Source organism: Nostoc sp., from assembly GCF_036916985.1.
GTDB lineage: Bacteria > Cyanobacteriota > Cyanobacteriia > Cyanobacteriales > Nostocaceae > Nostoc.
In genome coordinates, this window is sequence record NZ_JBALFD010000016.1 from 186,580 (window position 1) to 203,837 (window position 17,258).

Sequence of the window (17,258 nt, forward strand, 5' to 3'; positions counted from 1 at the left end):
GTAGAGACGTAGCACTGCTCATACGTGTCAACTTAACGCGAAACCGCTTGTCCGCCGGGAATTGAAATTCCCGTATAATAGCTAAAGTCATCTGAAGATGACTAAATATCGCCAAAAATCTCCAGTCTACTTCAGTAGAGACGGCGATTTATCGCGTCTCGAAAACCCAAAATTGTTGCTAGTCGCCTTTAACCCAACCGTATTGATTCTGAATTCTGAATTCTTCTTTAGGGTGTTTGTTCAGAATCTACCGATGGTTCATTGTTAAATAACAGCAGGCGTGCAGCAAGGATGGCAAATCCTACAGCCGCGATCGCTTTTAGGACGCGTGTAGGTAATAATTCGGCTACTGCACCCCCTGCTAACGATCCCAATAAGCTTGTCAACAGCAATGCGCCTGCTGCACCAAAAAATACTGCACGTGGAGAATTACAACGCCCTGAAAGTGCGATCGCTGCTAGCTGACTTTTGTCACCCAATTCTGATAAAAAAACCGTAATAAAGCTCAGTCCTAAAAGATGCCAATCCATATAATTAATGGGGAGAAATCAATTCAAAATTCAAAAAAAGACTGGGAGAGATGGTAGGTGTAGCTTCTCGTCAGGGGGAGATCAGGAAAATAACTAATAACTACTAACTCCTAACTTCTAACTTCTAACTTTTAACTTCTAACTAACCTTGGAATACATCCCAAAACAGCATTAAGGAAATTACCAACAACATTACGCCTGCTGATTTTTCTACAGTTTTTGGGCTGAGTCGGCTGGCTATCCAACTACCTAAAAGCACACCTAATAAGCTGGTGCTGATCAGCGCCGCCGCCGAACCGATAAATACCACCCACGGCGAATGAGATTCTGCACTCATTAACAGAGTGGATAGTTGAGTTTTATCTCCAATTTCTGCTAGAAAAATAGTGACAAAAGTTGTACCAAAAACTACCAGTGCTGATTGCTGCTTTTGAGGACTATCGGCAACTACAGGATCAACTGATGGAGCGATCGCAGGAGTTAAGTTAAAATCATTGCTGTCTTTTAGTTCTAGCTCAACCTCAGTCTGAGATATGCCAGAAATGCCCAAAGGTGCAGAGTCAAGTTTCACAAGTAGTAGTTTTGGTTGCTAGGGTGCTTTCATATTTCTATCATATTCTCAGATTGCTGTAATAAATTGCAACTTCACAGATAGAGACAAAAATTATCGGGTGTCTTTGCTTCCTTGCATACTGCTTACAGCCCAACAGCTTGATTAAAGCGTAGTATTTCCAGACTGCGATCGCCGTATACTCCTTCTATTTGCTGGCGACAGCAGTCAATAGCAAAATCGTTGACTTCTTCTGGTTCAACCCCGTACATATCTTGAAACACTTCTGATTCCACACGACAGAACCGAGGACGACTTGAATAGATGCGACATTCTCGTGTGGTATGGTCGAAATTAATGCACCATCCCCCTTCGCCTACCATGCTGAGGTAGAGTTCTAGTTCTGGTGGTGAGAGATACTCTTCTAAGTCTGGACGATCTGCTGGATCAAGATTACAGCAGGCTCCACATTGCTTTACACATTGCCAAGTTGACATTTTGGATTGGGGATTGGGGACTGGGGACTGGGGACAAGGAGAGAATAACTTATACATAATTCCCAATGCCCGATGCCCAATCCCCTATTTTACGTTTTTATGTCTTTTCTTATAATTTTGTTAAGTAAATTAAATCTAACAACCCATAGCCAGATATGATCGATTGCGGGTTTTGTAATTAAGTTATTGAATTTTTTAAGGCAATTGACAGGAGAAAAGAAAAATGTTTGATGCTGTGTCTGACTTGTTTAACGCTTTTACCAGTATTAATTGGGAAGTTATCTTCCAATTGCTATCTGTGGCGCTAATTGTGATTGCTGGCCCAGCAGTGATCTTTGTGCTGGCATTTCGCAACGGCAACCTATAAGAGTGCTGAGTAGTGAGTGCTGAGTTAGGAGTGAGGAGTTAAATTTTCTTGTGACATACTCCCCGCGCCGCCCTCCGGGACGGCGGGGGCTTCTAGGTGACTCCCCCCAACGGGTTGGACATTTCCCTAGCTTTAAAAAGGACGGGATGCCCCGCCGCCCTATGTTTTATATTTCGCGCGGCATTATGATCACGGCAGTAACTAGCACCACATAAGCAGTTGTGCCACCTATCGGCCAATGTTTTTGGAACTGTCGCGCCACAATCAGAACATTCTTGTGATGTGCCATTGGGATTTACAGCAATCACCAAACACCCAGCACTTGCAGCCTTGGTATTTAGAATTTGCAGAAATTGACCCCAGCCGGCATCGGTAATGGACTTGGCTAGCATAGACTTTGCTAGCCCCTTGATATTTAGATTTTCATGTGCAACAACCTGAGATTGATTTAATAACCATATTGCGGTTTTATAGTGAAAATCTTTACGCTGATTGGCAACTTTTAAATGAGTCTTGGCAACACGTTTAATAGCCTTCTTGCGACGATTTGACCCCTTGTGTTTTCGGGATAAATGACGCTGTAACCGCTTCAGCTTCTTCTCGCTTTTACGGTAGTGTTGGGGGATTTCTATTTCTTGGTTGTCACTCGTTACCAAGAATGCTTTTAATCCCATATCAACGCCCACAGTATTGTCTGGTGTGGGGATGACATCGGAATTGATGCTAGGCACAGTTACATCTTCCAAGCTAAGACTGATGTAATAACCGTCAGCTTTACGGGTAATCGTGGCAGTTTTGATTTTAAAGCCGTCCGGGATTGGACGATGCAAAATCATCTTGACTTTGCCAATTTTGGGCAACTGAATAAACTTACCCTTGAGGTGTTCTGGTTTGATAGGGTCGGGAAACGCCAATGAATGATAGCGCCCTTTACCTTTAAATCGCGGACGACCTGATTTTTTCCCGTTGCTATCACCTTTCAGCCACCTATCAAATGTCTTTTCAATCCGTGCAATTACGTCCTGTAGCGTGTGTGAAGGCAGTTCTTTGTATTCAGGAAATAAGGCTTTACTATTGGTTAAATCCCGCTTCTGACTATAGTAGTCAGGTTTGTCTTTTAGTGGTGCAATACCGCAAGAAATAATAGAGCAACGGTCAACGTCACAGCGATTATTCTCCCACCAGCTAAACCGTTCCGCCAACCTGTAGTTATATTGACGGCGACACAGTTCTAACCAGCTTTCAAAGGTGGCTATCTGTTGCGATGTCGGTCGTAGACGGTACTGGTAGGCTAGGCGCATTTTAATCTGGCTCGTATTTCAACAAATCACCAGGAGTGCAGCTTAGAGCTTTGCACAACAAATTTAGAGTGTCCCTGTCTAATCTTTTGGGCATTTCTCGGTATGCCTTTAGCTTTGAAATTGTGCTTGGGTGAAGCCCTGTAATTTCTGCAAGTTCCCCAGTTTTGATATCACGTTCAAGCATCAGATAAGCCAGGTTCCACTTGACTGTCATTTCTAAAAATGCAATGTACTGCATCTTTAAGTTACCTCTTAACGAGTGGAATCTATGCTTATATTAACCCTTTACCACCGATACGTCAATATTATTGCTTTATAGGTTGCAATCTAGTCGAAACGGCGATAATATAGATATAGAGAAAGCGCCCTGGTCTTGCAAAACTGAAGCGCCTCTCTATCCACGTAATTCATGGAGAATTCTATTATGACATTAGCAACGGTTGAAATCCAAGCTGTAGCACAATTCCAGTTAAACCTTCACATCACCGAGCAATCAGAGTCAGCCGCATACTACGAAATTGATTCTACTGATGATGTATTTGGCACACTCTACCGTGTTTGGGGTGGAGAAAAGGGTATTAACCTACTCGGCACTTTCTACCAAAGCTTAGATGGCTTCTGGATATCCCAACCCTGCTGCACCACACAACGCGCATCGTGGGCAACTGACGGACAAGCGATAAACGCCATTCTTACAGCATAAATCAAATTTTCCCATCATCCAGAGACGCAATAATGCGTCTCTTTCCTGCTTTGTAGTCGTTAAAAACTATGGAACTATCAGTTGCTCTTGAAATATCCCTGAAGGAGTGCAGAGAAAATTACGTGCGTGACCTTGTAAATCAATTTGTTTCGTCTCTAGAAATCCAAGGCTTTGCACTGAATGAAATTGTAGACGGGCTAACAAACTACGCCTACATGAATACCGATTCTACAGACGCGGTTTGCTTTTTAATAAAAGCTTCATTGTCATTGAGTAAAACAGAGGATAGTAAATGAAAATTCCTAACAGTTGGACACCGCCCAAATACCACTTTGGTCAACGGGTAAAGCAAGGTGAAATCACAGGATTAGAATATCATCCCCCTGGTACACGCAGGGCTTATGAACTAGGAATTGGCTGGAGTTACACCGTGTTGCTGGATGATTATTATGATGAGGTTGACATTTATAAAGAGAGCCAAATTGAACCTAAAACACAAGAGTCACACAAGGAAATTCAAGAATTAATAGACCTTCATCAGACCAGAATAACGGCACTTACTGAACAATTGGAGGGCGAATAATGGATTTAGAATCACTTGCTGGAATTCGCCACGGCTTGCAAGATTCTCGCCGTGATGGGTTAACAGAGTTTTTTCACGAATTCATGCTTGTCTTACTCTCCGAAGGTTATAGCTTTGAAGACTTGTTACACGCTATTGCTAACTGGGCAAGTGAGCAGCCAAGGCTTGACGAACTGGCGATTCCTCACCCACCCCACTCACCCCGCCAGCCTAGCGGCTGACATTGATTCGGGTGTGTGTTCGTCACCGCCCCGCCATTCTTCCCATCGCCGCCCTTCGGGACGGCGTGGGGCTGCTGTCGGAAATAGCTCAACTCATACTCGTAACTCATAAATCAGCACTCGCAGTGTCACAGTCACAAGTGATAAGTTAATATAACAACTGCTATTTGCTAACTCCTAACTCCTAACTGATAACGCCTGAAGGGCAGCTTGGATAATATTGTCATACTGTGGTTGAGAGATATCAACTTCTTTGGCGTTTTGCCGATTAGTTCCTAGCAAACCAATTATATGTCCTGGCTGCATGGCTAATACTTTGCCTTCAGAATTTTTAATTCTTAATTCTGCTTCAATACCGTTTTTATAGAAACCACAAGTATACTGTCGCTGATTGTATTCAAAGTTGGTGCTTGACTGAATAGGTGGCGAAGCAAAAAATTGTTGAAGCTGAATTGGCAACCTGACACCGATTAACTCTAGTTCAATGGTGGTGTTGCCGTTAAAGTAATTTTCTCGCAGTTTGTAAGCGATATCCACTCGCGATGGTAGGCGGAAATAGTCGCCCCAACGCCAGGCGATCGCTTTGATTGTATACTCCTGATTATCGATAGTTTGGGCAATTGTCAATTTGATGTGACCCTTGCCGACGATTTTTTGCTCAACCACTTGGACATTAGGTGTCCAGAAAACTGGATCGGGGTTGTCCATACCGCAGGGGTGTAGAGCATTAAGCTGTTGATAAAGCTGCTGATTGAGATGATTGAGGTTGACTTCAGCATCAATTTTGAGCAGAGGCTTAAGATGCTGGGGTTCAAGACACTGGTTAGCAAACTCAATCAAACGCGATCGCAACATCTGTAAATTCTCTGCTGGTAGAGAGAATCCCCCGGCTGCTTTGTGTCCACCAAATTTGCCTAGTAAATCGTGACAATATTCCAAAGCTTCAAACACATGAAACTCTGGAATTGAACGTGCTGAACCGCGTATATGTCCCTTATTTTCATAAGTACCGATGAACACGGGAACACCATAGCGTTCCACCAAGCGGGAGGCGACGATGCCAATAACGCCGTGATGCCAATTAGGTTGAACAACAATTAATACACGATCTTGTTGTAGAGATGCAACAAATTCTGCCTCTACATAAGCGATCGCTTCTTGTTCAATTTGCTGACACATCTCCTGGCGAGAGGCGTTGACTTGTTCGCACTGCATTGCTCTTTCCAGCGCCACCCCCATATCATCTGTAGTCAGCAATTCAATCACAGTCTGGGGATTACCAATCCGACCAATAGCATTAATTCGCGGCCCCAGACGAAACCCGATATCTTCAGGCTTGAGGGATTTTGGATTTTGGATTTTGGATTTTGGATTGGGAATTTTCTCCTCTACTCCCCTGTTCCCCTGTTCCCCTGCTTCCCCTGCTTTCTCATCTCCCCTAGCCTGCACTCCACCTACCTGAATCAAGGCCTGTATGCCAGGTAAGTGGGATTTGGGTAAATGCTGTAAACCACGTTTCACCCAACGGCGATTTACGCCAGTTAAGGGGGCTAAATCTGCGATCGTTCCCAGTGTAAACAACGCTAGCATCGGCTGAATTAAGCCCTTAGTTTGCCCTAGCTGTTGTGCTAGAGAAACTGCCAAAATGTAAGCTACACCAACACCAGCAACACTCCGATAAGGTGAGGATTCAGCTATTAGTTTGGGGTTGAGGATAGCGTTAGCTGGCGGTAATTTTTGCGGGATATCATGATGATCGGTGATAATTACTGCAAGACCAAGTTCTCTAGCTCTCGCAACTGGTTCAAACGCAGAGATACCATTATCTACAGTGAGAATTAGCCCCACGCCTTCGCTGTGAAATTCCTCAACTATGCGTTTATTAATACCGTAGCCTTCGTGCATCCGGCTGGGGATAGCATAATCTACTTGTGCGCCTAAAGTGCGGAGACTACGCAAAAGTAGAGCAGTGCTGGTCATCCCATCAGCATCATAATCACCACAAATCGCAATTTTTGTTTGAGAGGCGATCGCATTTTCCAACAACTCCAAACTAATCGCCAAATCTGGGAAATCTTCTAACGGCGAAGGCAAAACTAAAGACTCTGGCTCTAAAAATGCTTGTACCTGTTCTGGTGTTTCCATACCCCGATTAATCAACAACTGGCTGACAATGGGTGAAATATTTGTCGAAGCTGCCAGATTTTGGGCAATTTCTGGTTTTTGTGGATAAATCTGCCAGCGCTGATCGGGTAAGCGTCGGCGAGGCTTTGATACTTCAGATACAGGTCGGTCTAGCACAATACAAGTTACGAGTTTTCAGTTATGAGTCTTGAATTGAAAGTTGTTTCTTAACTCATAACTAATAACACTATTTGCGATCTATAACACGTTTATCCTACCATCATCCATAATATACAAAGAGCGATCGCCTGGAGAGCGCCAGGTCGGATGGAGTTCGAGCCGCAACGTGCCAAAGTTAGGTTTGGAGACGATTGCTTGTAGTGATAAACCCTTTTCGCTCCAAAATATCAGAGATGTATTTGGTTCAGTACCCTCTATTTGTTCTAGATTTAATTTCTGTCCTGGACTCAAGGATATTGCATCAGTCCCAGAAGGTTTTTGAACTTTAATCAGGTTAGGTGTGCTATTTATAACTTCAACTCGGATGTATTGCCCAGGTGTAAACTGAATTGGGTGCGACCCACACTTAGAGGCACAAGTTCGAGCTAGGGTAGCACTGGGATTATTGATTGATGCAACTAGAATGGTAGCTGCAACTAAAGCAAATGACAGAGGCTTAAACATAATACACAGTATAAGTACTAAATACAAATAGTACCTTTATTTAGTACATCAAGCCTCAGTATATTTTCCAGAATTACTTTGGTAATTCCCAGTTATTAAATTACTAATTACGAATTATTTGTTATAAACATCTCCTCTCGCATCAATGGCGTAAATTTCGATGTCTCTCGAATCAATATCAACTGTAAAAAGAATTCTGTTTTTACCTATACGTAGTGTGTAAAATCCCTCCCAATCACCTTTCATCTTTTTGATATCTAATTCTGTAAACGGGATAATGCCTTGGTCTTCGACAGCAATAACAATTCGCTTTATTTGCTCCCGAATATTTTCGACATCTTCAGGACTTGCTTTTTATAAAAATTTAATCGCTTTTTTGCAAAACTTTATTGCCATATCTTACCCAATCGGTCAGATCAATTACTTCATCCTCAGTATCATCTGAAGGTACACCAAATTCGGCTTCAAGTTCGCTTTGCTCATCATCACTTATGTAAGGAATAAGAATTTGGCAGAGTCGAAGTCTTTCTTCTTGCAGAACTTCACGCATAGTTTCTTTAATCAATGCTTTTAATTCTTGAATTTCCACTGTACGCCTTTTATTTATGGTTATATGTATATATATTATCTAGTCTCAGCTTTTAGTTGGGGGGAAATTTATACGAAAAAACAAACTGCAAAAGTTGGGGGATTTATTTCAAGGTATAAATTTCAGTAGATAGAAGTATTTTTGAAGGAGACATTGGGTTGACTAGATTTAGATGAAAGGGAAAAGGTTAAAGAGCAAATGAATAATGGTAGCTCACAACTGAACTTAGCTTTTTCCTTTTCCCTTCTTGTGATGTCTTCTTAACCGAAACGTCCACTGATATAATCCTCAGCTTCTTTGGTTTGAGGAGAACTAAACATTTGGGCTGTCGGATTAAACTCGACTAATTTGCCGCGACGTTTGCCATACTCGTCAATTTCTGTGTTGAAGAAAGCGGTGAAATCTGCGACTCTAGAAGCTTGCTGCATATTGTGTGTTACCATAATAATGGTGTATTGCTCCTTGAGTTCTAAGCAGAGTTCTTCTACTTGGCGGCTAGAAATCGGGTCGAGAGCAGAACATGGTTCATCCATCAATAATACATCTGGCTTCATGGCGATCGCACGGGCAATGCAAAGCCGTTGTTGTTGTCCGCCAGATAATGCAGTTCCCTTCTCTTTGAGTTTGTCTTTCACTTCATCCCAGATAGCAGCGCGTCTGAGAGAATCTTCCACCAATTCATCAACGTTACCTTTATAACCATTAGCACGCGGCCCAAAGGAAATATTTTCGTAGATTGACTTGGGGAAAGGATTCGGCCTTTGAAAAACCATTCCGACTTGGCGACGCAATTTTACAGAATTTATCTTCGGATCGTAAATATTGCGATCGCGATAATTTAGTCTACCTTCAACCTTAGCACCAGGAATTAAATCATTCATGCGGTTGAAGCAACGCAGTAAGGTACTTTTACCACATCCTGAAGGCCCAATAAAAGCAATAATTTGTTTATCAGGAATCTTTAGATAAACATCTAGAAGTGCCAAAAATCCTCCATAGAAGACCTTCACACCTTCGACATTAAAGACGCTACTACCTTGTTCAATTGTGGCACTATCTGATTGACTTTTATTATTGCTATAAGTCATGTGGTTGTTCTCCAAATAATCTGTGAATGTATCTAAATTAGATATTTAATTACCTAACGAATTGAGAAGCGTTGCCGGATATAAATTGCAACACCATTTAAAGCTAAAATCAAGAGCAACAATGCAATAATTGTTGCTGCTGCTGCACCAGCAAAACCCGGTTCAGGACGAGTGATGTAACTGTAAATTTGAATGGGTAATGCCATAAATCTCTGGAACAAACCAGGGTCAAAAGTGAGAAAACCCACAGCACCGACAACAATTAAAGAGGCTGCATCACCAATGGCACGAGATACAGAGATAATCACTCCTGTCAAAATCCCAGGAATAGCATAAGGTATGACGTGACTGCTGATAGTTCGCCATTTGGTAACACCTAATCCATAAGAAGCATTTCTCAAAGAATCTGGGACAGCGCGAATTGCTTCTCTAGAGGTGACAATAATTACTGGTAAAGACAGCAAAGATAAAGTCAATGCACCAGAAATCAAAGCGGGGCCAAACCCAAGTAAATAATTGAAAACTCCTAAACCCAGCAATCCATAAACAATAGAAGGTACACCTGCTAGATTACTGATATTAATCTCAATAATCGCTGTCCACCAAGCTTTAGGTGCATACTCTTCTAGATATAAAGCTGCTCCGACACCAATAGGAACAGTAACCAAAATCACAACAGTTCCCAAAAGAACGCTGCTGATAATTGCAGGCCGAATCCCACCTTGGTCAGCAAAACGAGAAGGAGTTTCGGTTAGAAAGCCAGGTGATAAAAATCTCCCTAATCCGTCTTTAAAAATATCAAAAAGTAGCAATGCTAGGACAAATAAACCAATCAGTAATCCTAACAAAAAAATTACTTCAAATACTTTTCCTAATGTCTCTCTACTTTCAACATTATCGGTAAATTCTGTCGTAGAATCTAGAGAACTATTTGGTTGATAACTTGTAGCCATGCTTATTACTCGTATTTTTCTTTAAAGCGATTTGCAACCCAGTAACTAACAATATTCAAAGCTAGAGTGATTATAAACAGAACAGCACCTACAGCATATAAGGTTTTGAAATTGAGACTACCACGCGGACTATCTCCTCCAGAAATTTGTGCCATGTAAGCTGTCATTGTTTCTATTGATTCCGCAAAATTAACAGTCAGCTTTGGCTGTAGTCCGGCGGCGATGAGAACAGTCATTGTTTCGCCCACAGCGCGAGAAATACCCAATATAATTGAGGCAATGATTCCAGAAAGTGCGGCTGGTAGAACTACTTTAAAAATGGTTTCCAGTTTCGTAATACCTAAAGCATAAGAGCCTTCTCGTAAAGAGCGTGGAACTGCTTTAATAGCATCTAAGCTGATAGAACCAACAGTAGGAGTAATCATTACTCCCATCATTAACCCTGCACTCAAGGCGTTGAATATTTCCACAGGGATAAAATTTCGTAGCAATGGTGTGACAAACAATAGCGCAAAGTAACCATACACTACTGTTGGTATTCCCGCTAAAAGTTCCACTGCTGGACGTAAAACTGCTGCAACTTTTGGTTGAGCGTACTCACTTAAATAAATGGCAGAAGATAACCCCAAAGGAATAGCAACGGCCATCGCAATAGCTGTCGTTAAGAAAGTGCCATTAATCAAAGGCCAAACGCCAAAATGTCTATCCGCAAATAAAGGCGTCCATTTAGTATCAAGAAAGAATTGAGCAAATGAAACTTCTTGGAAAAAACCAAATGTCTCTTGAAAGATAATTAGGACAATTCCAAAAGTCGTCAAAACCGAAACTAAAGCACAAGCAAATAAAATTACCCCAACAATCTTTTCAGAGATATCTTCAGATGGATTTTTATCCAATGATTGTCTGGAAAGTAGATAAGGATCGTTTTGAGAATTGAGATTTTGCATAAACAGTTATTTTTTAACTACATTCAGACTACAATGACTGGAACTTTATTTAAATAAAGTTTGTGATTGGTTCACCAGGTTTTGCTTTTTTGAATTTTGTCCCTGTTTCACCAGTAGCAAATTTTTGTTTTACCTTGACATAAGCTTCATCAGGTAGTGCCACATAACCAACACTATCTACCCATTTCCAAGAATTTTCTAGATAAAAATCTACAAATTCTTTAACTGCTGGCTTGGTATCTAAGGATTTTTTACTGACATAGAGAAATAGAGGACGAGACAAAGGTGTGTAGATATTTTTGATGACATTATCTACAGGAACTGGCTTTTCACACTTTCCTGTAGGACTTTCTACAGCAACTAAATTGAGTTTATCTTGGTTTTGAATATAGTAAGATATCCCAACATAACCCAAGGCTGAGACATCACCTGAAACACCTTGTACTAGGAGATTTTGATTGTGACTAGGGGTGTAATCTGTACGGCCATTCTTAGCTTTACCAGTAACAGCTTGAGTCATATAATCAAAGGTTCCAGTATCAGAAGCAGGAGCATACAGCTTCAGCTTTTCGTTAGGGAATTTGGGATTAACTTGATTCCAAGTCAAGATTTTACCATCTGATTTTGCACCCCAAATTTTGCCCAGTTCTTTAATAGTTAGACATTTGGCGAAGTTATTTTTACGGTTAGCAATTACGGCGATACCATCTAAAGCTACAGGTAACTCGACAAATTCAATATTCTTACTTTTACATTTTTTGATTTCTTCATCTCGAATGGTACGAGAAGCACCAGCTATATCAATATCGCCATTACAAAATTTACTAAAACCACCTCCAGTACCACTTGAGGCAACACTAACTTTAGCTTCAGGTTTGCCTTTGCCGTATTCTTCTGCAACTGCTAAAGAAACAGGAAAACCTACAGCAGCACCATCAATGCTTACTTGACTTTTCAATTCTTGTCCGCTGTTACAAGCAGTAATACTGCTGGCAATAAGCATTAAAGATGTTAAGAAAAAGCTATTTTGAAATCGGTTACAAAAGCTCATAAATTATCAATTGAGATAAAGTGACTGAGAATTACTTAATGCTTGGCTAACTGCAAAATGTAGAGAATGCAGAATGATACATCTTTTATCATGCTTTGTTCGCAGCTTGAATTTTGTCAAATATTGCCCCATCTCCAAAAAACTTGCTCTGAATAATATCCCAACCACCTAAATCTTGAGATGTGAATAAAGTTTTAATTGGCGGATATTGTGATGCTACTTCTTGGGTAACGGTGGGGTTAACAGGACGATATTGTAATTTGGCAAATTCCCGTTGAGCTTCTGTGGAGTAAAGAAAATCAACAAATGCTTGTGCAACTTCTCTTGTACTGTGTTTATCAACGTTTTTATCAACTATCGCTACAGGATTGTCAATGGAAATATTGACTTGAGGTACAACATAAGGTAATTTAGTCCCATTTTTCCCCGCCAAAATCACCTCATTTTCGTAGTTGATTAAGACATCTCCCTCACCTTTTTGGAAGAATAAATCGCTAGCCTCACGGGCATCTTTTGTTAGAGTCGGGGTATTTTTATAAACTTTGGTGACATAATCTAGCGCTGTCGCTTCATCACCACCTGTTAGAGTTACCGAACCCCAGAAAGCCAAGAATTCCCAGATAGCAATACCAGAAGTTTTTGGGTTAGCGGCAATCACTTTCACGCCATCTTTTGCCAAGTCTGCCCAAGTCTGAATGCCTTTCGGGTTGCCTTCGCGAGTAACGATCGCAGCAACCGATCTACTCACAATACCACTTCTCGGTGCTTTGGTTTCCCAACCTGATTTAATTAAACCTGCTTGCTGAATTTTGCTGACATCAAGGGGAAGCGCCAAATGTACTATATCTGCTTCTTGCGAACCGTCAATCACAGCAGCCGCTTGAGCGCCAGAACCACCATAACTTTGCTCAAACGTGACATTTTGGTTGTGTTCCTGCTTCCACTTTTCGATAAACTTGGGAATTATTTGGTCATGAGCGGCTTTGGTGACAGAGAAAGATACGAGTTTTAACTTAACATCATTTTTACTAGCTGAACTGCTTCCAGAACAGGAGGCAACTGCTATACTCAAAAAAATACTTGTTAAAAACAGACTCACAAAGCTTTGTACACTGCGTCCATTCAACCAACTTTTAATTGCGTGTTGATACCGGAGTTGTATACTCTGCAAAGCTTTCATGACATAAGCTTGTATCCCTTCACTCAGGAATTTACCTAATTGTGTTGGTTGTTGCGACTTGCTCATTGGAATTACCCCTAAATCTACGGTATTTCTACATGGATACCGTGATTATGAGAATTATAGGGTATATAGAATAATATTTATCTATCATCTGGATTAATTTTTTTACTCAATGAGTAATTTCCGATCACAAGTAGCAAATAAATCTAATTGCATACATAATATATGCTAAAAATATGTGATTAGTAATACAAAAAAATAGTGAAGACTCAATTTTATTTTGACACTTAGGAATTGACTCATATCTCAACTGCGACTCGTTGAATACCAACAAAGTCGAGTTAATCCTGCTGTTCTTCGTCAAATTCTAGACAAAGTTCAATCGCTTCTCTAATAGACATCTCCAGAAATTAAATATGCGTTATCCAGAACCCTTGTAGAGACGTAGCAGTGCTACGTCTCTACATTCATTTTCGGAGATGTCTAATGCGTTCCACTAAATCATCTAAAGTTTTAGCTTGCGTATGACACTAGGAAGATTTGGAACGGAAGCAACAAAGTAGCCATCTGCATCTCGTTCGAGAATTACATTAAATTCTCGCTTCATGATGAACTTCCCTAAATTTATAGATGGTATATTCTCTCATTATTGAAAGAGCGATCGCGCCTCTTGTGAGAATATATAATCAGGCAATAAAATTTAAGTACTCACCAACTGAGTCAGGCGTTTCAATATACGTAGCACCTCGTACAACTCATTTCCAGGGTTTCGCATCAGAAAACCCTTTGATAAAGCATAGTGCGGTGAATTTCCGTTCAGTAATTTGACAAAAATAAACTCGCTTCCTGTGGCAATCATACCAAAGCTGGGTTTATCAGTATATGAATTTCCTAACAGATAAGCAAGAATTTGTGCGAGTCCTTGTTCCACTGAAAACGAGGCTATTTTAGACTCAATAATCATCACCCAGAATTGCTCTTTCAAAACTAAGGTATCTATTCTACCTTTGATGATTACATCTTCATCTGGCACAGCAATATCTATGGATTCTTCTGATTTTACATAAAACGGGGCTAGATAAAAATCCCCAATAAAAAGTAATGGGTCTACAACTGCCATTCTAACTATATCTTCTAATAAAGGCGGATAATTAAGAAGATTAAAATAACCTATTTTTACCTTATCTAAAAGTTGTTTATCTAAATCATTTATTTCTGGTAAATCTTCTTGCCACTCGTAAAAAAATGAGTCATCTAAAACTAACTGAATACCAAAGTTATCAATTTAGGACTTACGCAAGAACTCTCTGAAACCCTCTTCCCTTCGTGTCCTTCGCGTCCTTTGCGGTTCGTTTTCCCATAATTTTGCGTAAGTCCTGCAATTAAATAGCGTAAGTCGATGACCTTTGCTTGGATTGTTTGCTTCATAGATTTTGGAGAGTGGAAAATAGGGCTTATACAAAATACCTCTAAAACTCTAATTTCTCCGTGCCCTCCGCGCCTCTGCGGTTTGTTATTTCATAATAATTGTTAATTACAAATTATTTTATCCTACTCATTAGTTGCTGCTTCCAGCCAAACTTCCACATCATCTGCTAGCAACTTCTGCGCTGCATCCATCATTGAGGTTGCGATATCTTTGAGGTCTTCGCGATTATTTAAGTAAGTTTTCAACGCTTCCATTGGGTCGATGCTGCTACTCGCACTCAATTCAGGAATCCGGGGTCTGGCTAATTGACTGACTAATTCTGCTTGAATGGTGTAGGTATGAGCAGGACTTAAAGCAGTATGTAGAGAGGAACTGTCAATTAAATCCATCTGTTCAGAGCGGAGTTTGTAAATTAGTCGGACTACAGCATCTTCAATATCATACTTTGCGATCGCTTTCATTAACACCGCTTGTGGATCATCTGCTTTCGAGATATCCACCTCAATGGTTTGGAAAGTCCGAACTGTTAAGGGGCAAAATTCCCACTCAGCGCTTCCCCGCTCCAGTTCCAGCATTACATAGCCTTTGTCTTCTTTTTCTTCACTAAAATCCACCCGCTCAATACTCCCTGGATAAATCACCGGCGGGTTGTTAGATTTATTCAGATTTTGATGGCGATGGACGTGTCCTAATGCTACATAATCAAAACACGGTCGCGTCAACAAAGATAAGGGGAGAGTAAAGCCTTTACCTACTGCCAAAAAGCGTTCTGCGCCCAAGGTTGCATTGTCAGCCATCAAGTGAGCCAAAAGAATAGTAGGCACATTGGGGTCAAGACGGCGGATTTCCCCTTCCATTACAACTCGCAGACGTTCCGTTAACAGTTCGTTGACTTCTGCTAAAGACGAACCTTCAGTCTCTTGGCGAGTCATCAAAGTCGAACGAGTCAGCCAAGGCAGGGTGATTACTTGCACTTTGCCATTACGGGTTTCGATACAGTGCGTAGTTAATGTATCACCAACTACAAACCCTGGCACTCCCAAAGTGCGGTAAATATTTAAACTCGCCCCTCCCTGTCCTTGAGAATGTTGGTCGTGGTTGCCTACCAACAGCACTGTTGGAATATTGGCATCCATGAGACGGCGAAACTGGCTAGCAAAAGCTTGTTGTACATAAGGCGGTGGTGTCGCATCCGGGAAAGCATCCCCACCAAATATAACCATATCGACGGCATCTGTCAGCGCTCGGTCAATACATATAGATAGAGTATTGACAAAATCCTCCAACCGTGTGTTTAATCCCGTCGAAGGATTAATTCGTCCGTGGGAAAAACCGCTTCCCATGTGGATGTCAGAGAGATGGAGGATTTTAATCATATTTGTCCTTTGTTCTTTGTCTACATATTAATGACAAATAGCTATTGAGAACTATCTAAATGTCTCAAACTTACCAATTACTGACCATATCTATGCGTGTTTATTGATGCTTTTGTATATTTTATTGCAATAATTTATGAAGTTTGTACAAAATTATTCATTTTCTAAGGAATTTTACTTAAAATATTAAGTATCAGAAAAAAGGTTTGTTTTGATTAACTGCTAGTAATCGGAAGTCAATGAGTAACGGCATAAATCCTGTAATTCAGCAAAAAATCAATGATTGGAGAGATAAACTTGCTGGTTCAAGTAACAGTAACCCGCTACTTGACTTCCGAAAGAGCAAAAAGCCAAAAATTGAGGTTATTACACCATCTTTAATCTTATTTGACAAGCTCACTGGATATGAATCTGAATCAATTTCCTTTAAGGAGTTGATAACTAACCAAACTGAAGCTGATCTCATCAAGCTTCTAGATAAACTGGGTACAGAAGCAAAAAAAACAATAAAAGAAAAGGGTTTCATTAGCCTGTTCCTAGTCCTTGGTACTTTGACCTGGTTTGATACTGCAAAGCCTCAAGAAAAAAAGGAGAAGGATAAGTTAGTATCTCCTCTGTTGCTCATTCCAGTGGAATTACAAAAGAAAGGTAAAAAGCCACCAGAATATACACTATGCTCTACTGATGAGGATATTTCCATTAATTTTCTTTTAGTAAACAAGTTACGTGACGAATTTAATATCACGTTGCCTGAAACTGAAATACTTCAAAATTTGGGCTATGAAGAATTTATAAATGCAGTGCGTACTGCTATAGGCGAAAAGCAGGATTGGCAACTAGAAGAGACTGCTTATATTACTTTATTTGACTCTATTAAAACAGCGATGATTAAGGATCTGGAACAAAATCAGGAACTCATCGCCAATCATCCGGTTCTGCAAGGGCTTGCTCTACAAGAAGCACAAAAAAATTGTAGTGATATTAAAACGCAAATTTCTCACAAACAATAAAAAATCAATTCACATCGCTTGATATAAGACATTTTTTGATACATCATCAATTGAAATTTATGATGGAAAACA

Annotated in this window: 21 protein-coding genes; 5 read left to right on the forward strand and 16 right to left on the reverse strand. The window is 40.6% G+C overall.

Annotation, left to right across the window (positions count from 1 at the left end; genetic code table 11):
• Nucleotides 1–227: 227 nt before the first annotated feature.
• From V7L07_RS05900 to V7L07_RS05910, 3 genes are all read right to left on the reverse strand, one after another.
• Nucleotides 228–530, reverse strand: a complete 303-nt coding sequence (locus V7L07_RS05900; RefSeq protein WP_335055893.1) for a TMEM165/GDT1 family protein — start codon at nucleotides 528–530, stop codon at nucleotides 228–230.
• A gap of 142 nt (nucleotides 531–672) precedes the next feature.
• Nucleotides 673–1,101: a TMEM165/GDT1 family protein gene (locus V7L07_RS05905; RefSeq protein WP_335055895.1), complete on the reverse strand. Its 429-nt coding sequence runs from the start codon at nucleotides 1,099–1,101 to the stop codon at nucleotides 673–675.
• 125 nt (nucleotides 1,102–1,226) lie between these two features.
• Entirely contained in the window at nucleotides 1,227–1,577 is a 351-nt protein-coding gene (locus V7L07_RS05910) for a YkgJ family cysteine cluster protein (RefSeq protein ID WP_335055897.1), read from the reverse strand.
• A gap of 223 nt (nucleotides 1,578–1,800) precedes the next feature.
• On the opposite strand from V7L07_RS05910, the gene psb30 reads away from it, so the two are divergent.
• Entirely contained in the window at nucleotides 1,801–1,944 is a 144-nt protein-coding gene (psb30, locus tag V7L07_RS05915; protein ID WP_069068686.1) for a photosystem II reaction center protein Ycf12/Psb30, read from the forward strand.
• Between the two features lie 92 nt (nucleotides 1,945–2,036).
• On the opposite strand, the gene V7L07_RS05920 is transcribed toward psb30, so the two are convergent.
• Both V7L07_RS05920 and V7L07_RS05925 read right to left on the reverse strand, forming a co-directional pair.
• Nucleotides 2,037–3,245, reverse strand: coding sequence for an RNA-guided endonuclease InsQ/TnpB family protein (locus V7L07_RS05920; protein WP_335055899.1), 1,209 nt, complete (start codon nucleotides 3,243–3,245; stop codon nucleotides 2,037–2,039).
• Between the two features lies 1 nt (nucleotide 3,246).
• Nucleotides 3,247–3,483, reverse strand: coding sequence for a helix-turn-helix domain-containing protein (locus V7L07_RS05925; RefSeq protein WP_292790834.1), 237 nt, complete (start codon nucleotides 3,481–3,483; stop codon nucleotides 3,247–3,249).
• A 186-nt stretch (nucleotides 3,484–3,669) separates the two neighbouring features.
• Here V7L07_RS05925 and V7L07_RS05930 point away from each other — a divergent pair, with 186 nt between their 5' ends.
• The 3 genes from V7L07_RS05930 to V7L07_RS05940 all read left to right on the forward strand — a co-directional run bounded on the left by V7L07_RS05930 (nucleotide 3,670) and on the right by V7L07_RS05940 (nucleotide 4,752).
• Complete coding sequence (locus V7L07_RS05930; protein WP_335055902.1) at nucleotides 3,670–3,948, forward strand: hypothetical protein; 279 nt, start codon at nucleotides 3,670–3,672, stop codon at nucleotides 3,946–3,948.
• A 292-nt stretch (nucleotides 3,949–4,240) separates the two neighbouring features.
• Nucleotides 4,241–4,531 (forward strand): hypothetical protein, encoded by a 291-nt coding sequence (locus V7L07_RS05935; RefSeq protein ID WP_335055904.1) that lies wholly within the window; start codon nucleotides 4,241–4,243, stop codon nucleotides 4,529–4,531.
• Nucleotides 4,531–4,752 (forward strand): hypothetical protein, encoded by a 222-nt coding sequence (locus tag V7L07_RS05940; RefSeq protein WP_335055906.1) that lies wholly within the window; start codon nucleotides 4,531–4,533, stop codon nucleotides 4,750–4,752. Before V7L07_RS05935 ends, V7L07_RS05940 begins: the two co-directional genes overlap by 1 nt.
• A 177-nt stretch (nucleotides 4,753–4,929) precedes the next feature.
• Here the strand turns inward: V7L07_RS05940 and V7L07_RS05945 are convergent, their stop codons facing one another.
• From V7L07_RS05945 to V7L07_RS05995, 11 genes are all read right to left on the reverse strand, one after another.
• Complete coding sequence (locus V7L07_RS05945) at nucleotides 4,930–7,053, reverse strand: single-stranded-DNA-specific exonuclease RecJ (protein WP_335055908.1); 2,124 nt, start codon at nucleotides 7,051–7,053, stop codon at nucleotides 4,930–4,932.
• A gap of 81 nt (nucleotides 7,054–7,134) precedes the next feature.
• Nucleotides 7,135–7,560: a hypothetical protein gene (locus V7L07_RS05950; RefSeq protein WP_335055910.1), complete on the reverse strand. Its 426-nt coding sequence runs from the start codon at nucleotides 7,558–7,560 to the stop codon at nucleotides 7,135–7,137.
• 364 nt (nucleotides 7,561–7,924) lie between these two features.
• Complete coding sequence (locus tag V7L07_RS05955; RefSeq protein ID WP_335055912.1) at nucleotides 7,925–8,149, reverse strand: hypothetical protein; 225 nt, start codon at nucleotides 8,147–8,149, stop codon at nucleotides 7,925–7,927.
• A gap of 260 nt (nucleotides 8,150–8,409) precedes the next feature.
• Complete coding sequence (pstB, locus tag V7L07_RS05960; RefSeq protein WP_335055914.1) at nucleotides 8,410–9,237, reverse strand: phosphate ABC transporter ATP-binding protein PstB; 828 nt, start codon at nucleotides 9,235–9,237, stop codon at nucleotides 8,410–8,412.
• A 53-nt stretch (nucleotides 9,238–9,290) separates the two neighbouring features.
• On the reverse strand, nucleotides 9,291–10,190 hold the full coding sequence (gene pstA, locus V7L07_RS05965) for a phosphate ABC transporter permease PstA (RefSeq protein WP_335055916.1): 900 nt from the start codon (nucleotides 10,188–10,190) through the stop codon (nucleotides 9,291–9,293).
• 5 nt (nucleotides 10,191–10,195) lie between these two features.
• Entirely contained in the window at nucleotides 10,196–11,137 is a 942-nt protein-coding gene (gene pstC / locus V7L07_RS05970) for a phosphate ABC transporter permease subunit PstC (protein ID WP_335055918.1), read from the reverse strand.
• A gap of 49 nt (nucleotides 11,138–11,186) precedes the next feature.
• Nucleotides 11,187–12,188 carry a PstS family phosphate ABC transporter substrate-binding protein gene (locus V7L07_RS05975; RefSeq protein WP_334847444.1) on the reverse strand — a complete coding sequence of 334 codons (1,002 nt, stop codon included), beginning with the start codon at nucleotides 12,186–12,188 and terminating at the stop codon, nucleotides 11,187–11,189.
• A gap of 88 nt (nucleotides 12,189–12,276) precedes the next feature.
• Nucleotides 12,277–13,434 (reverse strand): sulfate ABC transporter substrate-binding protein, encoded by a 1,158-nt coding sequence (locus V7L07_RS05980; protein WP_335055920.1) that lies wholly within the window; start codon nucleotides 13,432–13,434, stop codon nucleotides 12,277–12,279.
• Between the two features lie 442 nt (nucleotides 13,435–13,876).
• On the reverse strand, nucleotides 13,877–13,978 hold the full coding sequence (locus tag V7L07_RS05985) for a type II toxin-antitoxin system HicB family antitoxin (RefSeq protein ID WP_335055922.1): 102 nt from the start codon (nucleotides 13,976–13,978) through the stop codon (nucleotides 13,877–13,879).
• Nucleotides 13,979–14,071: 93 nt separating this feature from the next.
• Nucleotides 14,072–14,656, reverse strand: a complete 585-nt coding sequence (locus V7L07_RS05990) for a restriction endonuclease subunit R (RefSeq protein WP_335055932.1) — start codon at nucleotides 14,654–14,656, stop codon at nucleotides 14,072–14,074.
• A gap of 266 nt (nucleotides 14,657–14,922) precedes the next feature.
• Nucleotides 14,923–16,176 (reverse strand): exonuclease SbcCD subunit D, encoded by a 1,254-nt coding sequence (locus V7L07_RS05995; protein WP_335055924.1) that lies wholly within the window; start codon nucleotides 16,174–16,176, stop codon nucleotides 14,923–14,925.
• Nucleotides 16,177–16,415: 239 nt separating this feature from the next.
• Between V7L07_RS05995 and V7L07_RS06000 the strand changes: the two genes are divergently transcribed.
• The gene (locus V7L07_RS06000) at nucleotides 16,416–17,186 is read left to right on the forward strand and encodes a DUF4011 domain-containing protein (protein WP_335055926.1); all 771 of its coding nucleotides are present in this window, start codon (nucleotides 16,416–16,418) and stop codon (nucleotides 17,184–17,186) included.
• The last annotated feature ends 72 nt before the right edge of the window (nucleotides 17,187–17,258 follow it).